This window comes from Nitrospirillum pindoramense (genome assembly GCF_007827955.1).
GTDB classification, from domain to species: Bacteria; Pseudomonadota; Alphaproteobacteria; order Azospirillales; family Azospirillaceae; genus Nitrospirillum; species Nitrospirillum amazonense_B.
In genome coordinates this window covers 16,344-33,943 of record NZ_VITR01000029.1, presented here as the reverse complement: position 1 = coordinate 33,943, position 17,600 = coordinate 16,344, and the positions used below count along the sequence as shown (strand labels likewise).

Annotated in this window: 9 protein-coding genes and 1 tRNA gene; 8 read left to right on the top strand and 2 right to left on the bottom strand. The window is 60.2% G+C overall.

All coding sequences use genetic code 11. The annotated features are described in order from the left end of the window. The first annotated feature begins 19 nt into the window (after positions 1-19). The 3 genes from FBZ90_RS27075 to FBZ90_RS27060 all read left to right on the top strand — a co-directional run bounded on the left by FBZ90_RS27075 (position 20) and on the right by FBZ90_RS27060 (position 3,026). Positions 20-95: transfer RNA gene (locus FBZ90_RS27075), tRNA-Glu, on the top strand. A gap of 82 nt (positions 96-177) precedes the next feature. Continuing rightward, complete coding sequence (locus FBZ90_RS27070) at positions 178-789, top strand: hypothetical protein (protein ID WP_145736724.1); 612 nt, start codon at positions 178-180, stop codon at positions 787-789. Positions 790-953: 164 nt separating this feature from the next. Further along, on the top strand, positions 954-3,026 hold the full coding sequence (locus tag FBZ90_RS27060; RefSeq protein WP_145736722.1) for a TIR domain-containing protein: 2,073 nt from the start codon (positions 954-956) through the stop codon (positions 3,024-3,026). Positions 3,027-3,198: 172 nt separating this feature from the next. Here the strand turns inward: FBZ90_RS27060 and FBZ90_RS27055 are convergent, their stop codons facing one another. Further along, a complete protein-coding gene (locus tag FBZ90_RS27055) occupies positions 3,199-5,718 on the bottom strand; it encodes a Crp/Fnr family transcriptional regulator (RefSeq protein WP_145736720.1) in 2,520 nt (839 codons plus the stop codon). Between the two features lie 13 nt (positions 5,719-5,731). After that, positions 5,732-6,391, bottom strand: a complete 660-nt coding sequence (locus FBZ90_RS27050) for a hypothetical protein (protein WP_145736718.1) — start codon at positions 6,389-6,391, stop codon at positions 5,732-5,734. Between the two features lie 699 nt (positions 6,392-7,090). On the opposite strand from FBZ90_RS27050, the gene FBZ90_RS27045 reads away from it, so the two are divergent. From FBZ90_RS27045 to FBZ90_RS27025, 5 genes are all read left to right on the top strand, one after another. Beyond that, positions 7,091-7,669, top strand: a complete 579-nt coding sequence (locus tag FBZ90_RS27045) for a helix-turn-helix transcriptional regulator (protein ID WP_145736716.1) — start codon at positions 7,091-7,093, stop codon at positions 7,667-7,669. A 216-nt stretch (positions 7,670-7,885) separates the two neighbouring features. Further along, positions 7,886-8,620, top strand: coding sequence for a hypothetical protein (locus FBZ90_RS27040; RefSeq protein ID WP_211102369.1), 735 nt, complete (start codon positions 7,886-7,888; stop codon positions 8,618-8,620). A gap of 20 nt (positions 8,621-8,640) precedes the next feature. Further along, positions 8,641-9,564: a tetratricopeptide repeat protein gene (locus FBZ90_RS27035; RefSeq protein WP_186456072.1), complete on the top strand. Its 924-nt coding sequence runs from the start codon at positions 8,641-8,643 to the stop codon at positions 9,562-9,564. Between the two features lie 770 nt (positions 9,565-10,334). Continuing rightward, positions 10,335-16,331 (top strand): autotransporter domain-containing protein, encoded by a 5,997-nt coding sequence (locus FBZ90_RS27030; RefSeq protein ID WP_145736713.1) that lies wholly within the window; start codon positions 10,335-10,337, stop codon positions 16,329-16,331. 93 nt (positions 16,332-16,424) lie between these two features. Continuing rightward, a complete protein-coding gene (locus FBZ90_RS27025) occupies positions 16,425-17,123 on the top strand; it encodes an RNA polymerase sigma factor sigma-70 region 4 domain-containing protein (RefSeq protein ID WP_145736711.1) in 699 nt (232 codons plus the stop codon). Positions 17,124-17,600 lie beyond the last annotated feature (477 nt).

Genomic DNA, 17,600 nt, shown 5'->3' with positions numbered 1-17,600 from the left:
ACCGGCCTCACACGGCCTCGTCCCCTTCGTCTAGAGGCCTAGGACACCGCCCTCTCACGGCGGTAACAGGGGTTCGAATCCCCTAGGGGACGCCACAATTCCAGCGTTTGGACTGGATTTTGCGGGATAGTTACGGGACATTTCGCCTCGCGGAACACTGCGAGGAGCCCGCTCGCCATGGCCACCATCACCCCCAGAGAGAATCGCGAAGGCCAGGTCATCGGCTACCAGGCTAAGGTCCGTCGCGTCGGCCACAAACCCGTCTCCAAGACCTTCGAGAAGAAGAAGGACGCCGAGCGCTGGGCCAAATCCGTCGAGACCGACATGGACCGCCGGGTCTTCCTCGACCACAGCCAGGCCGACAGCACCACCCTGGGCGCCCTCCTCCGCCGCTACCGCGAAGAGGTCACACGGACCAAGCGCGGTGCCGTGCAGGAGGCCGGCCACCTCATCGTCGTCGAGGATGACGAAATCTGCCTGCGCCGGCTCAGCGCCCTTTCTCCCCAGGATATCGCCAGCTACCGCAACCGCATGCTGGCCTGCGACTACGCGCCCGTCACCGTGGTGCGGCGGATCAACCTGATCGCCACGGCCATCGCCAATGGCCGGCGCGAGTGGGGCATACACCAGCCAACCAATCCCGCCGAAGCGAAGCTGACCGCCCGCCCCAAGGGCGCCGACCGCAAGCGCGAGCGGGTCGAAGTGATCCGGCAGTTGGATGCCGAATTAGGCATCGAGGTCGAGGTGTGTGTGAATCGGCATGGAATAAGGGCTCTGACGCAAACTTGATGATGGGCAGATCATTCGGCACCGATGACGCGGGCCTGGAGGAGGTCAAGCTTTCCGCGGCCATACATCTGGCGTTTGACGAGTTTGAGCTTGGTGATCTGGCCTTCGGTTTGGGCAGCAGCCCAATTGAGTCTATCAGTTAAAACGATAGGTGACGTGAGAAGATGCCCACGACGACTACAGCTTCTCGATACGCTGCTTATATCTCCTACAGCCACAAGGATGGGGCCATTGCGGCGCGGCTGCACAAGCGGCTGGAGCGCTATAGCATTCCATGGGGCGTTGCGTCTGGCTACGGTAAGAAATATTGGTTTGGTCGCAAAATTGGCCGGGTCTTCAGGGATCGCGAGGAACTTGCCGCCGGCCAACCCCTGGCGCCATTGCTCTATGATGCTCTGGCTAGATCCGACGCACTGATCGTCCTCTGCTCCGCCAACGCAGCCACGAGCCGCTACGTCAACGACGAGATCAGAGAGTTCCGCCGCCTTGGAAAAAGTGACAGAATATTTCCTGTCATCATCGATGATGATCCTCCTGCTTGCTATCCGCCGGAATTACGCCAAGCCGGCGAGAAGCTGAATGCGGATTTCCGCGCCGGGAAGGACGGCGAGGTATCTGGAACAATGAAGATTCTGGCCGGCTTGATGGGGCTTGGCCTTGACCAGCTTATACAGCGTGAGCAACGAACACAGCGACGGCGGATCATCGGCTTGAGCATGGCCGTCGGTGTCTTGGCCTTTTTGGCAGGCGTTGCCTGGTGGAGTTATCTTGAAGCCCAAAGGCAACACGAAATCGCGGTGGCGAACCTGATCACGGCAATCAAGACCATCAACAGTATGACCAAACAGGTCACCAATATGAAAAACCAGATCGGGATACGCTCGGATTCCCTGAAGGCTTTTCTGAGTGAAATCGCGAGCAACGTAGCCGAACTGCCAAGCCGGGTCGATCCAGGGGACATCCAAAGGGAGGGTGGCGATCTCGCGACGGCGATCATCACTCTGCAGTATCGCTATGCTGAGGTTTACGATCTGCTGGGCGACCGTCCAGCGCAGCGCGCGGCGATCGATGAGGGGCTGCGCCAGGTGGCAGCAAGGCTCGCGCCAGCGCCGCGCGACCTCCACTGGCTCGATCTGAGAGCGCAAGGGCTCATGCTTCTGGGCGACGTCCTGCGCGCAACGAAATTGGAGGATGCGCGCGCGCCTTATGCCGAGGCGGTCGACATTCGCAAGGCAATTGCCCAAGTGTCTGGACAAGATGCTGATTGGCAGCGTCTTACGGAAAGTTACGACCGCTTGGGTGATGTAGAGCGCACGACACAACATTTCCCGGAAGCCTGGACCAAATACATGTTGGCGTTCGATCTGCGTACTCAACTTCTCACAAGGGATCCCAACAACGAGGATTGGCGGCGGGCAGCGGCCCAGGAGGAAAATCGGCTCGGCGATACTCTAAGACTCGGCGATGAGTATTTCGGCATCACAAATACATCTCCACCGCCATCACTACCATTCCCTAAGACACATAAGGAAGTGCTCTACGCGGCACTTGCCCATTATAAAAAGAGTCTCGCTTTGCGAGAGGACATAGCGGCCAAAAACCGGCTCAATGCCAATGACAAGTTGAACTACATCTGGAGCCTAGGTCTGGTCGGCGATGGGGAGCGGGAGGTGGCCGATTTCACGTCGGCGCTCGATCATTTCCACCACGCCCTTGATCTCGCCAAAAGTCTGCTCGCACTGGATCCTGAGCGTGTCGATCTTTTGACGGAAATGGCGAAAATTTCCGAACGCTTAGGAAGAGCTCATCAAGAATTGTCTCGTATCGATCTGGCGCTGCAGGGTGATGGCGTGGTCGACCAAGCGGAATTACAGGAAGCCCTGCTCAATTTCGGAGACAACCTTACGCGCCGCCAAGACTTATCAAACAGTCATCCTGATGATAGACGTTGGAAACTATGGCTTTTCTTTGCTGAATACTTTATTGGCAATTTGCAGCGCAAGGCGATTTGCCTCTCCCAAATCGACGAAGGCCGTCGTCTTTTCCTGGTCAAGGAGGCGAAGGCTCATCAAGCCGCCGCCTTGCAGGCGGCAGCGGATACCCAGCATCAATTCGAAAGGGATGCAGGCTTTCAGCAGACAATCGAAGCCGTCCGGCATTGGCAGTTCGGCTTTCCGTGCGCCCTTACGGGCTTGCCGACATCATCCGAACCGACGGCTCCGTCTACAAGACGGTAACGCGCCAACGGATGTCGTGATCGACCGGTCCTACTGGGCGGGAGCGATGTCATTGCGGCGAAGATTGGCCGGCGCGTCCTTGACTGGAATGGGCTGGCCCACGCCGTGTTTGGCGCCTACACCGACATTCCGGGAACAGGTCAATTGTTAATGCCATTGGCGCAACATCGCTCTAAGCCGCAGTTTGCCGCCGTATCGTCCACAGTTGGGGGTGACTCGGCTTGTTGTCACTCGGGTATTGGCCGGAGGGATTGAAGGACAAGTCGGGGCGATTCAGCAAAACGAGCTCGGCCAGGAAAAATGCCGTTGCTTTGATGTCTCCCGGCGGCGGCGCCTTCTGCGTCATGATCCGACTGGCCAGGAAGGCTTCGGGGGCATGCCAGTCGGCCTCGGTGCCGATGTCGCAGCAAATCGAGATCCGCCTGCCGGACCAGAGCGCTCGATCCAGCACCTGGAAAGCTGTGTCCAGAGCCCCAGTCACGGAAGGGTGGCACGTTATTATGCTAGCGCCGAGTTGCCGGCGGCTGGTCACCCCCTCCCCTGGCAGACCGGTGACGATCGCATCAAGGTCGCCTTCCGCTATCACGCGGACCAAGGCAACAAAGCCGGCGGTAAGATCGTCGGGAGCAGCCCAAGCGGGCAGGCACTCGGTACGGAGGCTCTCGCCAGGGCTGCTTAACCGGTCCGCCTGAACTGTTTCATCCCCGGTCACCAGAAAACAGGGACGTTCCTGATGGCGCGCGGCGGCCAGAGCCAGCCCCAGCGCCGATCGATTGGTCTGACGTTGCCAATTGATCGGCTGTTCGGGATCCAGGCCTTTTGGGCATAGACGCATCAGATTGATGGCGCCCTTGCAGGCATTGAAACGCTTCGACCAATTCCCGCCCCCAGGCCGGATGGTTCGAGTTTCATACGCCGTGGGGGGCTCGGGAATAATGGCGGACACGGCGGTATGCCCGTCGGCAAGCAATTGCTCCGCCAAGTCGATGTCCCGGCCCCAGCCCAGCCCACCCATATACACGGCACTGGGCTTCAAGCTTTTGACCAAGCTGAATAATTCCGGGCTAGCTGCCCAGCTTGCCCCAGGCGGCACGGCGGAGAGGGCAATGATGGGGGGTAATTTGAACACCCCCATCAGGGTGCGCCATCCTTCATCTTGGGTGGCCGAATGGAGCCGGCAGAATTGGGTGAACGTTGATGCAACGGTACCGGGCTGGGCATCAGGCTGGTTGATCGCCTCGGCCAATGCGGTGGCCGCCTGATCGAATTGGCCGAGCAAGCCTAGGGCCTCCGCCCGAGTTGCCAGCGGCCAATAGCCGCTGGCCTCCGGCAACTGGCGCAGGATTTCCGACGCCAGTGTCCGCCCGTCGTCGGCGCGGCCCGCGCAAACAAGCATGGCGGCAGCGTTGATGCCGGTATAATAGCCCCCCGTCCGTTGGTGAACGGAGCGATACCCCGCCGCTGACTGTAAGGCCAAGAATCGGCTTTTCTCCGGGTTGGCCGACTGGAAGCTGCGATCCTTCAGGAGCCGTGGGGTCAGAGCAGCGTAGTCCTCGACCGGGTCGTCCATAGTAAACTTCCGACCCCGTGTCAACAGCCGCTCCGCCGCATCCAATGCCCCATCCCGTAGATGCGCCAGGATTTGAAGATGGGCGATTTTGCGAGATTGCGGATGATAGCGGGTTGCCTTTTCCGCCACCTGGCGGGCCCATAGAAGATTGGCCTTGTCGATCAGGGTTTCTCTCAATTCCTCAAACCAGATGTGGGCGTCGTTGTCGCGGTCATCCGCCGGATCATGCGTAGGACCATCATCCAGATCATCGGCCGGCCGGAAGGCGGCGATCATGGCGAGCCGCCCTCGGTCAAGCAGGGTCAACCGCGACGCCCTGCCATTCGCCAACGCGCGGAAGTCCTTCAGGAATCCCAGGTCGTCGTTGACCTGCTTGCGCGATAGGCCCAAGGCCGTCGCCAGATGCTGCTGAAGGACACCCTTGGGAAGGCTAGCTTTGCCCATTGGGTTCAGCGGCTCCGCGGCGGCATCAAAGAGGTCCAACAGCAACCGGGCCAGTCGGACGTGACTTTCATCCTTCAGCACCACCAGATCCTCGGCCAAGCCTTGGGCGCGACGGAACTGTTCGGTGATCACGCGCGCCAGTCGGTCGCGTACAGCGGGCTCGCGTTCCAAACACTGGGCGAATGCCTCTCTGGTAATCGCGGCCACCACCGTATCGCCGACGGCCAGCGCGGATGCCCCATGGCGGGGCACGATCGCCGCAGCGGTGGCCAGGGGGATCAGATCGGTATCGCAAACCAGCTCGTTGGGGATGCCGCTTTCCAGGGGGCGAGCGCTATGGAGGCCAAGATGTAGCCAAGGCGCTTCTTCATCCAGGGGCAGGATGCCGCCCCCCAAGGCTGTCATCGCCTGCCCTTCATGGCCTGCGGGAACCGCACGGCGCTGAATGATGCCCGAAACGACGAACACCAGGGGACCGGCGGTTTGGCCCTGTGCGAAAACCAGTTGTCCGGGTTGGCAGACGACAAGATCGGATGCAGAGACAAGGTCCGCCAGGGTCTCGCGGCTGCTTCCCGCCAGCAAGGGGCAGGACTGGAAGTAAAGGCCACGTGCCTCACGTGTCGCCGATTTGTTGAGTGTCGTTAGCCGCACGCAATGGAGTTCAGTCGGCGGCGGCACTGGGCAAACTCCATCAGAAAGCGGCGTCCTGCCCCCCATCGTCAGTCAACGCGGTCCAAGATGCCAGCAAAAGCCTAAGGGTTGAATTATCAAGATTCTCGCCCTCGTTGCAAGACACCCCGACCTGAGGTCGTAACAGTCTTGGCGGAAATTCTTCCGTGGCATGTAGCCAGATCACAGGAATTCCACGCGCCAGGGCTTGGCCGATCAGGTCGCGGGTTCCACCAGCCCCAGCACTGGCGCCGCCATCCCAGATAGCGATGAGCAGGCCCACATGGTCCAGCATCCACCCTCCAGCCAAGGCGTAAGCCGTCGCGGTCCCGTCCCTGCGCCCAGGCAGGATGACGACCTCTCTCGCGCGCGCCAACAGGCTGTGGAACTCCGCTACAGAGGCCGCATCGGCAAAATCACGGCAGTATTCGTCAATAGGGAACGGAAGGGGGCAAACCAAGGCGACAAGTCGCGCCAGCGCGGCCGAGGCGGCAATCCGATCCGCTCCTTCGGCTAGGCTGGAAACCAGAGTGAGCGAGTTACCTGGGGGAGCGAAGTCGCGCAATCGATCCAGCAAGTCCCCCACATCCCCGGCCAGGTCACTCAGCCGGTTGAACGCCAGGCGATTTGGGCGATGGCCGGTGATGCCGAGGGTAAGTGGGTGGTGGGGCATGAGGGCCATTCTATATCTGGCAGGCAGCAGGGCAAAGGCGCCGTCGCCGACAAATTATAGCCTCATGAACGCGGTCGCGTACTGACAATACCAATGGGAAACCGCAAGGGATGTGTGATCCGCAAAATCGGCTGCCCCCCCCCGGGCTGCTTCACCGTTGCCGGGAGTGCTGGGGCTTGCCAGACATATGGCTCTGCTCGCGCGACCATATCCTTCCGGTACGCGATTCTTGCAGAAATTCTAATTTCTGTGAACGCGTACCCATAAAGCGGTCCCCACTTCCCCGAATATAACGGCGGCTTCAACGACCGGCCAGCACTCCCCAAGACCTACGATGACCGGCGCCAGGACAGCCCTTTCGGCACCAGCGCCCGCTAACGCATAGGAGACATGCCATTGCAATAAGGCACAGCAAAATAGTTAGAAAAATACCCCATATGGGTGATGCGTCAGCATCAAATGCATCTCACACTCGAGTTAGAGCACGCTGCACCCTGAAATTCAGCCACAAGCAAAACCACCTTTCTGAGCGCCTCGTTCTAAACATCGAATAATAATACATGACAACACAACCACGTCATCAACAATCAGTTGGCCGAATATATAAATATAACATTTTACGCCGCAACATTTACAGAAGGAGCAAAATTTAATTTGCTGAACAATACGTGAGTTTATTTTGATGTCACGCCATTGAAGGAACAGGTTGTGAGCGCCAATAGGATACTTGATCATCTGGCAATAGGGATAATTTTAACCGAAAAAGATGGAAGTATCATATATAAAAATCAAGAGTCCGACAGAATATTTTCAGCCAGTAACATAATATCTCGTAAGAGCGGGACTTTAATTGTAAATGGTAAAAAGATTATGAGCGTCTATAACCATTTTATAGAAACCAGGCCATCTGAACAGGTAACCATATTGGATTGCCATCCGCACGATTCTGGTTTCTACATAATAAGCATCCAGAAGTACGATCACAATAATCAGGAATTATACGCGACATTTATCTACGACCCAAAGTATCACGACGGCATAAATATCAGGAAAATACAAATAATTTCAAACGTCAGAAAGATATATTCTCTATCAAATTCTGAAGCAGAAGTTTCGTATTGTATATATGCAGGCATGAGCATCGATGAAATCGCAAAGCATAGAAAATCTAGCGTGAATACAATAAGAACTCACATCAAAAATATCCTATCAAAGACAGGACTCGCAAGGCAGCAAGATATTGTTCGTCTAATTGCCGACATATCGATGATGCCGAAAATACAGTAAAGGTTGATCCATAAATTATTATATTGAGGGTAAATATTAAATATATTTAACAATTATTACAAAATTTGGATTATTTAATTCGCATAGATATTTTTACAATGCTTGGAATATCTTGGAGGGGGGCTTATGTCAATTAAATCACGCGCCACAATGTGGCATGTCGCCATCCTCGCAGCCGCACTGGGTCTAGGCGGTTGCGCCAGTCAAGGCACCGTCATGGGCGGCAATACCGGCCCGGTAAGCGGAGCGTCAGCGGGCGCGACGAGCGTCAATGCTTCCCAAGCCATTGAACGGTGCCCCCAGACGTTGGGCACCTTGGCCATTGACGATTCCCGCCGGGCGGCCTGGTGGGGTGAATTCACCCGATCCACCCAGCTGACTACAATTGAACCGCTGATCAGGGTGATGGTCTCACAGTCCAACTGCTTCGAGATCACGTCCATGGGCAACGCTGATCTCGACGACGCCATGACGCGGATGATGGACAAGGGCCGTGACGGCGAATACCGCATCGGCTCCAACGTCGGCAAGAACCAAGCGATTATGGCCGACTACTTTCTGCAACCCGCCATCCAATTCACCAATAACAGCAACAGCACGTACAAGGTCGTTGGCGGAATGGTAGGCGGACTAGTCGGTTCCATGGTCGGCAACATCAGCAAGCGCCAGGCTGAAGTAACGCTGACATTGATGAACATCCGGTCCCGCACCCAGATCTCGGCAGCCGTGGGAACGGCCACCACGACGGACTTGGGCGGCATCTTCCAAATGGTTGGTGCCGCCTCCACCGGTCAGTTGAGCGGGTTCGAACGGACCCCGGAAGGTAAGACCACGGTCGCTGCCTTCGTCGATGCCTATAACCAGATGGTCATCGCGGTCCGCAACTACAAACAACGGGAAATCGCAGGCGGGGCCGGCACGGGTGGCCTGCTGAAGGCCCAAGGCCAGTGATGCGGCCGGCGGCAGGATGGATGGTGGCGTCCTTGGCGGTGGTTGGGGGCTGCGCGGCCCCCCCACCGTCCACCACCAATACGGTACGCATCTGCGATGATACCGGGTGCGGTGATCGCGACCGATCGACCGCCAGGTTCCTGCCGGCAGAACCTCCGCGCCCAGCCTCGGCCGACGACAGTGACACCTACCGCGGCGAGGCGCTAGCCACGCTCCAGGCGGAGGCATCAACCCAACCCGCCGCCGCCTACAAACTGGGCCTCATCTACGCCTACGGTCTAGCTGGCGTGACCAAGAGCCCGGTCGCCGCTGCCCGCTATTACGACCAGGCGGCAGCTGCGGGCCACGCTTGGGCTCAATACCGTCTGGCACAGTTGTACCTGGATGGAACCGGGGTTCCACGTAACCCGCAAAAGGGGCTGAAGCTGCTGTTCAAGGCGGCGGATAGCAACCACCCCGCCGCCGCTTTCAACGTGGGAATGTTGTACCTGGCCGGCCGGGATCTTCCGCCGGATAATGAACTGGCCGTTCAATATTTGAAACGGGCGGCCGATTTGGGCGTGCCCGACGCGCAGTACAACTTGGCACTGTTGACCTTCCGGGGCATCGGCACACGGCAAGGTCTTTACGAGGCATTCCAGCTGATGACCAAGGCAGCCCAAGGCGGCGTGGTCAAGGCGCAGACGGCCTTGGGCCGCTTGTGCATGACCGGACTGGACACCATGCGGCAAGACCTTCCACAGGCGGAAAGATGGCTGACCCTTGCCGCTGGCGGGGGGGATAAGGATGCGGGGATTTTACTTGCTCAAGTACAACAAGCACAAAAAGAACAGCAAGATTATCAGCGACGTCTCGGCCTTCTTGCGGCTGAAACCGCGCTTTATTGGGCCAAGGCTGTCTATCAGAGTTGGCTGACACCTACAATCGTCACCTACTATTACTAAGCGCCAATCGTTGGGGGATGGGCATGCTGATCGATGCACCGAAGCGGAAAACGGGTCTGGCTACGCGGACACGAGGGCTATTGGCGGGCTCGTCGGCGGTCGCGATCGTGGCAGCCCTGATGAGCGGTATCGCGCGGGCTGACGTCATCATTTCCACCTCCATCGTTGGCCCCGTGAATGTGTCCAGCGGCAATCTGACTGTTACCGGCGCTGGGACGGTCAGTAGGGCCACCAGCTATTCCGTCTTCTTCGGGGCCGGCGCTGGAACGTTGCTGAACAATGGCTTGATCGTCAGCACCAGCTCCGTCCTGGGGAGCTCCGTCGGGGTGGAGGTTGATCGGGGTGCGGTCGGAAGGGCTGCGATTGCTTCTGTCGAGGGGGTCATCAACAATCCCTCGGGCACGATCCTCGGTGCCTCTGGGGGCCTCCGGATCACTAGCGCTACCATCGGAACGCTGGACAATGCGGGTCTGATCCAGGGCACGGGCACCTACGGCACGGGCCTTGACGTCTCATCTGCCGACTATTCTGGGACTGTGATCGCTGGCGGAATCGCGAATTTGACCAACCACGCGACTGGCACAATCATTGGCACGATCATTGGGGTATATGTCGGCGGCGGCGCCATAGGCACGCTGGCGAACAGCGGACTGATCGCTGGTGGTTCGGGCTTCTCGGGTAGTGGCGTTGCGCTCAATATCAGCGAGTTCCGCACGTACGACGGTACCGTTTCGACGCCTGCGGGATTCGTATCCGGAACGATTACCAGTTTGGTTAACGCCAGTGGCGGCACCATCGCTGGAAATATCTCGGGTGTGGACGTGGGCAACTCCACCATTGGGACGCTGGACAATGCGGGCCTGATCAAAGGCACGGGAACCTTAAGCGAGGGCGTTTACGTCTCCACTTATAGTGATGCCGGGACAGTGGCCACCGGTGTTGTGGCCAACTTGATCAACCGGGCGACGGGTACCATCACTGGCAGCAGGTATGGCCTGCAACTGGATGGCAGTACTATCGGGACGCTGGACAACGCGGGCCTGATCCAGGGCACAGGCACCTACAGCCAGGGTCTCTATATCTCCACTTATAGTTACGGGACCGTGACCGCTGCCGGTAGTGTGGCCAGCTTGACCAACCGCGCGACGGGTACCATCGACGGCGGCAATTCCGGGCTGCAGTTAAGCGGTGGCACCATCGGCACTCTGGCGAACAGCGGACTCATCATTGGCGGTTCGGGCGCGGGCATTGGTATCTACGGAAATGCGTTCTACACCTACAGCGGCACAACCTCCACACTGCTGGGCGTGGCGTCTGGGACAATTGGTAGCCTGGTCAACGCCAGCGGCGCCACCATCGCCGGCGGCTATAACGGCCTGCTGTTGGGTGGTGAGACCGTCGGCACGCTGGACAACGCGGGCCTGATCGAGGGCACAGGCACATACAGCCAGGGGATTGACGTCGCGTCTTATAGTTACGGCACCGTAGCCGCTGCCGGCGCTGTGGCCAGTCTGACCAACCACGCGACGGGCACCATCGCTGGCGGTTATAACGGCCTACAGTTCAGTGGAGCCACCATCGGCACACTGGCGAACAGCGGACTTATCGTCGGCGGTTCGGGCGCAGGCATTGATCTCCACGAAAGTGGTCCATTCTACATTTATAATGGTACGACCTTCTCGCTGCTGAGCGGGGTGCCCGCGGTGATTGGCAGTCTGGTCAACGCCAGCGGCGCCACCATCGCCGGCGGCAATACCGGGCTGCAGTTAAGCGGCGGCACCATCGGCACGCTCAGCAATGGCGGTGTGATCTCCGGTTTGACCTACGCTGGCATCGCGGTGCAATCGTCTCATGCACGAATTGACACCATTATCAATTTGGCGGGTGGCACCATCGGCAATATCAGCGGCACGGTGGGGGCCTACGGCACCAGTGCCGCAGGCATCGTGAACACCAGCAGCAGCATCGGAACCATCGCCAACAGCGGCGCCATCAGCGGTGGCATCGAGATTTACGGATCGGGTGCTGTCGTTGGAGCCATAGACAACCGGGCGGGTGGCACTATTAGTGCTTTGAATTCCGGCATCTGGATAGGGGGCAGCGTCGGGACCCTAGCCAATGCCGGCCTGATCTCGTCCGCCTGGAATATCGGCGTCAATGTCAGCAATCGTCAGACGCTGGACGCACTATTCAACGCCGCCACCGGGACGATTGATGGAATCGGGATTGGTGGCACCATCAGCACCATCGACAATGCCGGCCTGATAAGCGGCGGTGGCACGGGCATTCTTGCGCGTCAACTTACCGTCGTTTCCGTGACGCTGGCCAACAACGTCCAAGCTACCACCACATCCGTTCGGACAAGCGGCGTACCGGTTCTGCATAACAGCGGCCTAATCAACGGCACCTTGGCCGGGGTCGCCAATGCGGGCGTGATGGGGCTTCTGGACAATAGCGGCACGATCGTCGGTGTCGCGGGAACCGGCGTCGCCAACGTCGGCCAATCCGCCATCTCCACGTCGCAAAGCCAGCCCACCTATTTCCATTCCTCGGTCCTCAGCAAAGCCGGCGGCACCCTGGGAACGCTGACCAACAGCGGCCTCATCTCCGGCGCGCTGACAGGCGTGGCCAATGCGGAGGCCAACGTCATGCAGACGATCATGACGTCAACGTTCGACAGCGTTAACGGCACCTACGTGGGCACGACCAGCATTATTGCGGCAGGAACGGCGGCCGGCACCGTCGGCGTTCTGGTCAACAATGGCACCATTTTGGGAGGCACGGAGCGGGACCTGACGGCAGGCATCGGTTTGGATAACGGCGGGGCGGCGGCGATCATTGGCACGCTGACCAATACGGGACTGATCCGGGGCGGTCAGACGGGCATTCTCAACGCCGGAACGATCGGCGCGCTGATCAACAGCGGCACAATTTTCGGCGGTGTCGCCGCCATCCGCAATACCGGGACTGGTCTCCTGGATACCATCACCAACAGTGGGCTGATCGCGGGCAATGTCCTGAATCAAGGGGCCCGCGGTTTGACGGTCGTGGGCGGCGCCGGTTCCATCTTCGGTACGTTCGCGGCAGGCTCCAACGGAACGGCCACACTGACCAACACCGGAGGTGACGTGGTGCTGGCCGGCGGCAATGTGGCGCTGGGCATCAATATGGCCATCAATGTGGGGACCCACACAGTCACCAACACAGCTGGCGCGACCTTGCGGCTGGACAGCTTGGTCAGCATCACCGGCAATTACGCACAGAGCGGCAACAGCGCCCTGCTGGTCAACGTGGCCTCGGCCTACAGCCATGGCGGTCTGCAAGTCAGCGGTGCCGCCGCCGTGACCGGCGGCGCCATCATCCTGAACCCCAGCGCGGGCTATTCCCTGGTTGATGGCCAGAGCTACACCATCGTCGCCGCTGGCGATGCGTCTTCCGCCTATTCGGGATACACCGTGGTCGCTCCAGGCCACGCGCTGAGCAGCATGACAACGGTCGTCGGGGGCCTGACCGACCTGATTGTCACGCTGGGCAGCCTGAACGGCGGGACGATTGGAACCCTCGGCTCGGGCTCATCCACCACCATCGGCGGCGGGGCGTCTACCGTGGGCCAGGTCTCTGGTGGAACGGTCACAGTAACAGACGGCACGCCGACTTTGAGCACCATCAGTGGCGGTTCGGTGAACATCGGGGGCGGTTCCGCTACGCTGGGCACCGTCGCAGGCGGCACGGTCAACATCAGCGGCGGCAACGCCAGCGTCGGGCAGGTGTCCGCCGGTTCCATCACCCTGGGCAGCGGCGCCACCATCAGCAGCACCCAGACGGTGAACGTCAGCGGCGGCTCGTTGGCCGTGTCGGGGTCGGTAACGTCCCCGGTCGCGGTCAGCGGCGGCACGGTGGCGGTGGGCAGCGGTGGTATCGTCAACAGCTCCACTTCCATCCAGGTATCTTCCGGTTCGCTGTCCATCAGCGGTGGCGGCATTGTCGCGAGCGATCAGCCACTGCAGGTCTCCGGTGGCAGCTTGAATGTTGCCGGTGTGGTAGCGGCACCAGTGCAGGTCACTGACGCCGGCGCCACCGTCTCGATCAGCAGTGGCGGCCTGGTGACACAGAGCGTGACCGCCAGTGCCGGCGCGATGAACGTCGGCGGGACGATCACGGCGCCCGTCTCGGTGTCGGGCGCCGGCGCCACCGTCTCGATCAGCAGTGGCGGCCTGGTGACGCAGTCGGTCACGGCCAGCGCCGGTGCGCTGAGCGTTGGCGGGACGATCACGGCACCCGTCTCGGTGTCGGGTGCCGGTGCCACCGTCTCGATCAGCAGTGGCGGGCTGGTGACACAGAGCGTGACCGCCAGCGCCGGCGCGCTGAGCGTTGGCGGGACGATCACGGCACCCGTCTCGGTGTCGGGTGCCGGCGCCACGGTTTCGATCAGTAGTGGCGGGCTGGTGACACAGAGCGTGACCGCCAGCGCCGGCGCGCTGAACGTAGGTGGGACGATCACGGCACCGGTCTCGGTGTCGGGTGCCGGCGCCACGGTTTCGATCAGTAGTGGCGGGCTGGTGACACAGAGCGTGACCGCCAGCGCAGGCTCGCTGAACGTGGGGGGGACAATCACGGCACCCGTCTCGGTGTCAGGCGCCGGCGCCACGGTTTCGATCAGCAGCGGCGGCCTGGTGACACAGAGCGTGACCGCCAGCGCAGGCTCGCTGAACGTGGGGGGGACGATCGCGGCACCGGTCTCGGTTTCGGGCGCCGGCGCCACCGTCTCGATCGCCAGCGGTGGCGTGGTGACACAGTCGGTCACGGCCAGCGCCGGCAGCGTGAACGTTGCGGGCACCATCACGGCGCCGGTGGCGGTCAGCGGCGGTACTGTGTCGTTGGCCAGCGGCGGCACCATCGTCAGTAGCCAGCCAGTGCAAGTCACGGGCGGTAGCCTGTCGATCTCGGGCAACGTCAACGCGCCGGTGCAGGTGGCGGGCACCACGGTCTCGGCCTCGCAGATCGCCAGCGCCACGCCGGTGATGACGGTGGACGCGGGTGGCACCATCAGCCAGTCGGTAACGGTGGACGCGGGTAAGGTGTCTATGAACGGCACTATCAGCGGCAATGTCGCCATCGGATCCGGCGGCGCCCTGCGCGGGTCCGGTGTGGTGACGGGCCAGGCCTCGGTGTCCGGCATCCTGGCGCCCGGCAACTCGCCCGGGACCCTGACCTTCACTACCGGTCTGACCCAGGCGGCCAAGTCGGTGCTGTCCATCGATATCGATGGCACGGGCACCGGGGCCGGCTACGGCAACTACTCCCGCGTCCTGGTCACGGGCGGCAGCTACGTCATCGGTTCCGGTGCCGTGCTTCAGCCCAACCTGCGGGGGATATCGGGGAAGGCCACCAACACCTACACCCCGGGCCTGGGCACGGACTTCAATATCGTCCAAGCGGCGGGTGGCGTCTCCGGCACCTTCGCCGGCATTACCCAACCCAGCAGTGGGCTGCTGGCCGGCACGCAGTTCACGGCGCTGTACGGCAGCAACGCCGTCGACCTGTACGTCACCCCCACCTACGGCAACTTGGCCAGCCTGGGGGTCAGCGCCAACCAGCAGACCATGGGGCGCGTGGTGGCCGGGCTGACGCCAACGGTGGGTAGTGACCTCAACGCCGTGCTGAAGGCGCTGTACGGCTTGCCCACGGTGGGGGCGTCGCTGGATGCCCTGGCGCAGATCGGCGGCAGCAGCCAGGCCAACATCGTCGCCTACAGCCTGGACCGGGGCCTGGCCGCCACCCAGGTGCTGGGCCAGCGCCTGGCGGCCGTGCGCGACGGCGTGGCGGGGGGCATGCAGGGCACGATGCAGGCCCAGTTGGTGGGCCGCACCCTCTACACCAGCATGGCCAGCGGCGGCGACGCCCCCGTGATTGAGGACGAGCGCGGTGCGGCCGCCGGCTCGGCGCCGGAGGAAGGCTGGCACTTCTGGGCCCAGGGCCTGGGGGCGTTCACCCGGGTGGACAGCGACGGTAACGCCGAGGGCGGGCACAGCAACACCGGCGGCGGCCTGTTCGGCGGCGACCGCACAGTGGCGCCGGGCGTGACCCTGGGCCTGGCCGGCGTTCTGCTGCAGAGCACCTCGGGCGGGTCGAACGAGACCAGCAGCTATGGCCTGTCGGCCTATGGCAACGTCGACCTGGGGGACGGCCTGTTCGTCACCGGCAACGCCGGCTACACCTACGACCAGTACGACACGGCGCGGACCATGGGCTTTGGCAGTCTCAGCCGCACGGCCTTCGGCCATACCACCGGTGACGAACTGTCGGCGGGTGTCACGGCCGGCTACCGAGTGCGGGTGTCCAACCTGACCTTGGAGCCGCAGGCCGGCATCCAGTGGCTGAAGGTGGGCCGCGACGGCTTCACCGAGACGGGCGCCGGCGCCCTGAACCTGGTGCTGCAGGACCTGGACGCCACGGCCTTGCAGAGCAGCGTGGGCGGCCGCGCCTCGGCCAGCTGGAAGACGGACGGCGGCACGGTCATCACCCCGGCCCTGCGGGCGGCCTGGCTGCACGACTTCCGCGACCGGGCCCTGACCAGCCAGGCCGCGCTTGCCGGCACCGCCTTCGCCGTGACCGGCCCCGACACCGGCGCCAACGCGCTAGGCATCGGCGGCGGTCTGACCCTGCAGGAAGGCGACAACCTAAACCTCTACGCCAACTACGACGGCACGCTCCGCCGCCATGAGACCGACCACGTCTTCACCGCCGGCTTCCGGCTCATTTGGTAATATATTCCGAGTTGGGATGATGATTTTCCTCAACATCAATGAGAATTCGGAGGATGGCAGCCATTGCCAAAATAATAACCGAGGAATTAGGTTATGGTGAACCCATCAAAATCTGGAAATGCAGAATTGGCCCACAACACGGTGTCGTGCGATATTCCAGAGGGGAAAATTCGCCATAATTCTGACACTATCATGATAATTAAGGAAATGTATATAGAGGGATACTCTATGGATCGGATCGCGCGGGCCATCAATATGAGTCCCAGCTATATTTCGATCGTCATAAATTGGTATTTCCCGGAGATATCAAAAAAACATTACTCTAAATGGCTAGAGATTAAAATTGACATCGAAATGCTTCTAAGGTCTGGTGAGACCATTCCATCAATAGCGAATATTCTCGGCAAAAAAATTGGAACAGTACGACAATACGTTTATCGCAATATACGAGGCTATGGCGGAACAAACAATATAGATGAAGAGAAAATAAAACTTATAGGTGAAATGTACGCTTCTGGAAAAAAATACAAAGAAATAAGCAAGGAGGCCGGTATATCAGAATACTATATAAGAAATGTAATAGGCCAATTCTATCCGAATATGAGAAAGTATAATCCAGATTCCATGAAGGAAAGATTGTCAGAAATTCAGGAAATGCTCCGCGGCGGCTACAGCTACAAGCGCATCGCCGAAGAGCTGGGAATAAGTGAGGGCAACGCTCACGCACTTATATTCCGACATTTCCCGGCATCACGCCGGGGTCCGCGGGGTGGAAAATTTGTCAAGAAATAGCTACGAGGGCAGGCATCAATGGCCTGCCCATCCGGCCATGCGCCTGCACATGCGTGTTCAAACAGGATGTCGTGAAGTTACTCGAAAGCCGTAGCTTGCTGCTTGACCAAGCGTCCTCCGGATCAGGCAAACGAACCGGGGTTGATTTGGCTCCAACGTATGGTTCAACGCGAGCAGACATGCCATGCCTTGCCAGCTAGGGCGGCATCATCTGTGTCGGGACCGTTCGCTGCCGAAAATGAAGCTATAGTGTAAACCAGCACGAAGCTTGGACGCCGATCGGCACAGCAACCAATTGATTCTATTGGGGCCGACGGGGTCATTTGATCGCGCCGATCCACATGCTTATCCGTTGAGACCAAGGCAACCTGGGCAACGGGACGACCTGATCACCTCCATCCTGTCGTTGTGGGATGGTGACACACGGCGAATGGCCGCCTGGCGGTTCTTCAGACACAATAAGCCACGGCATAGGGG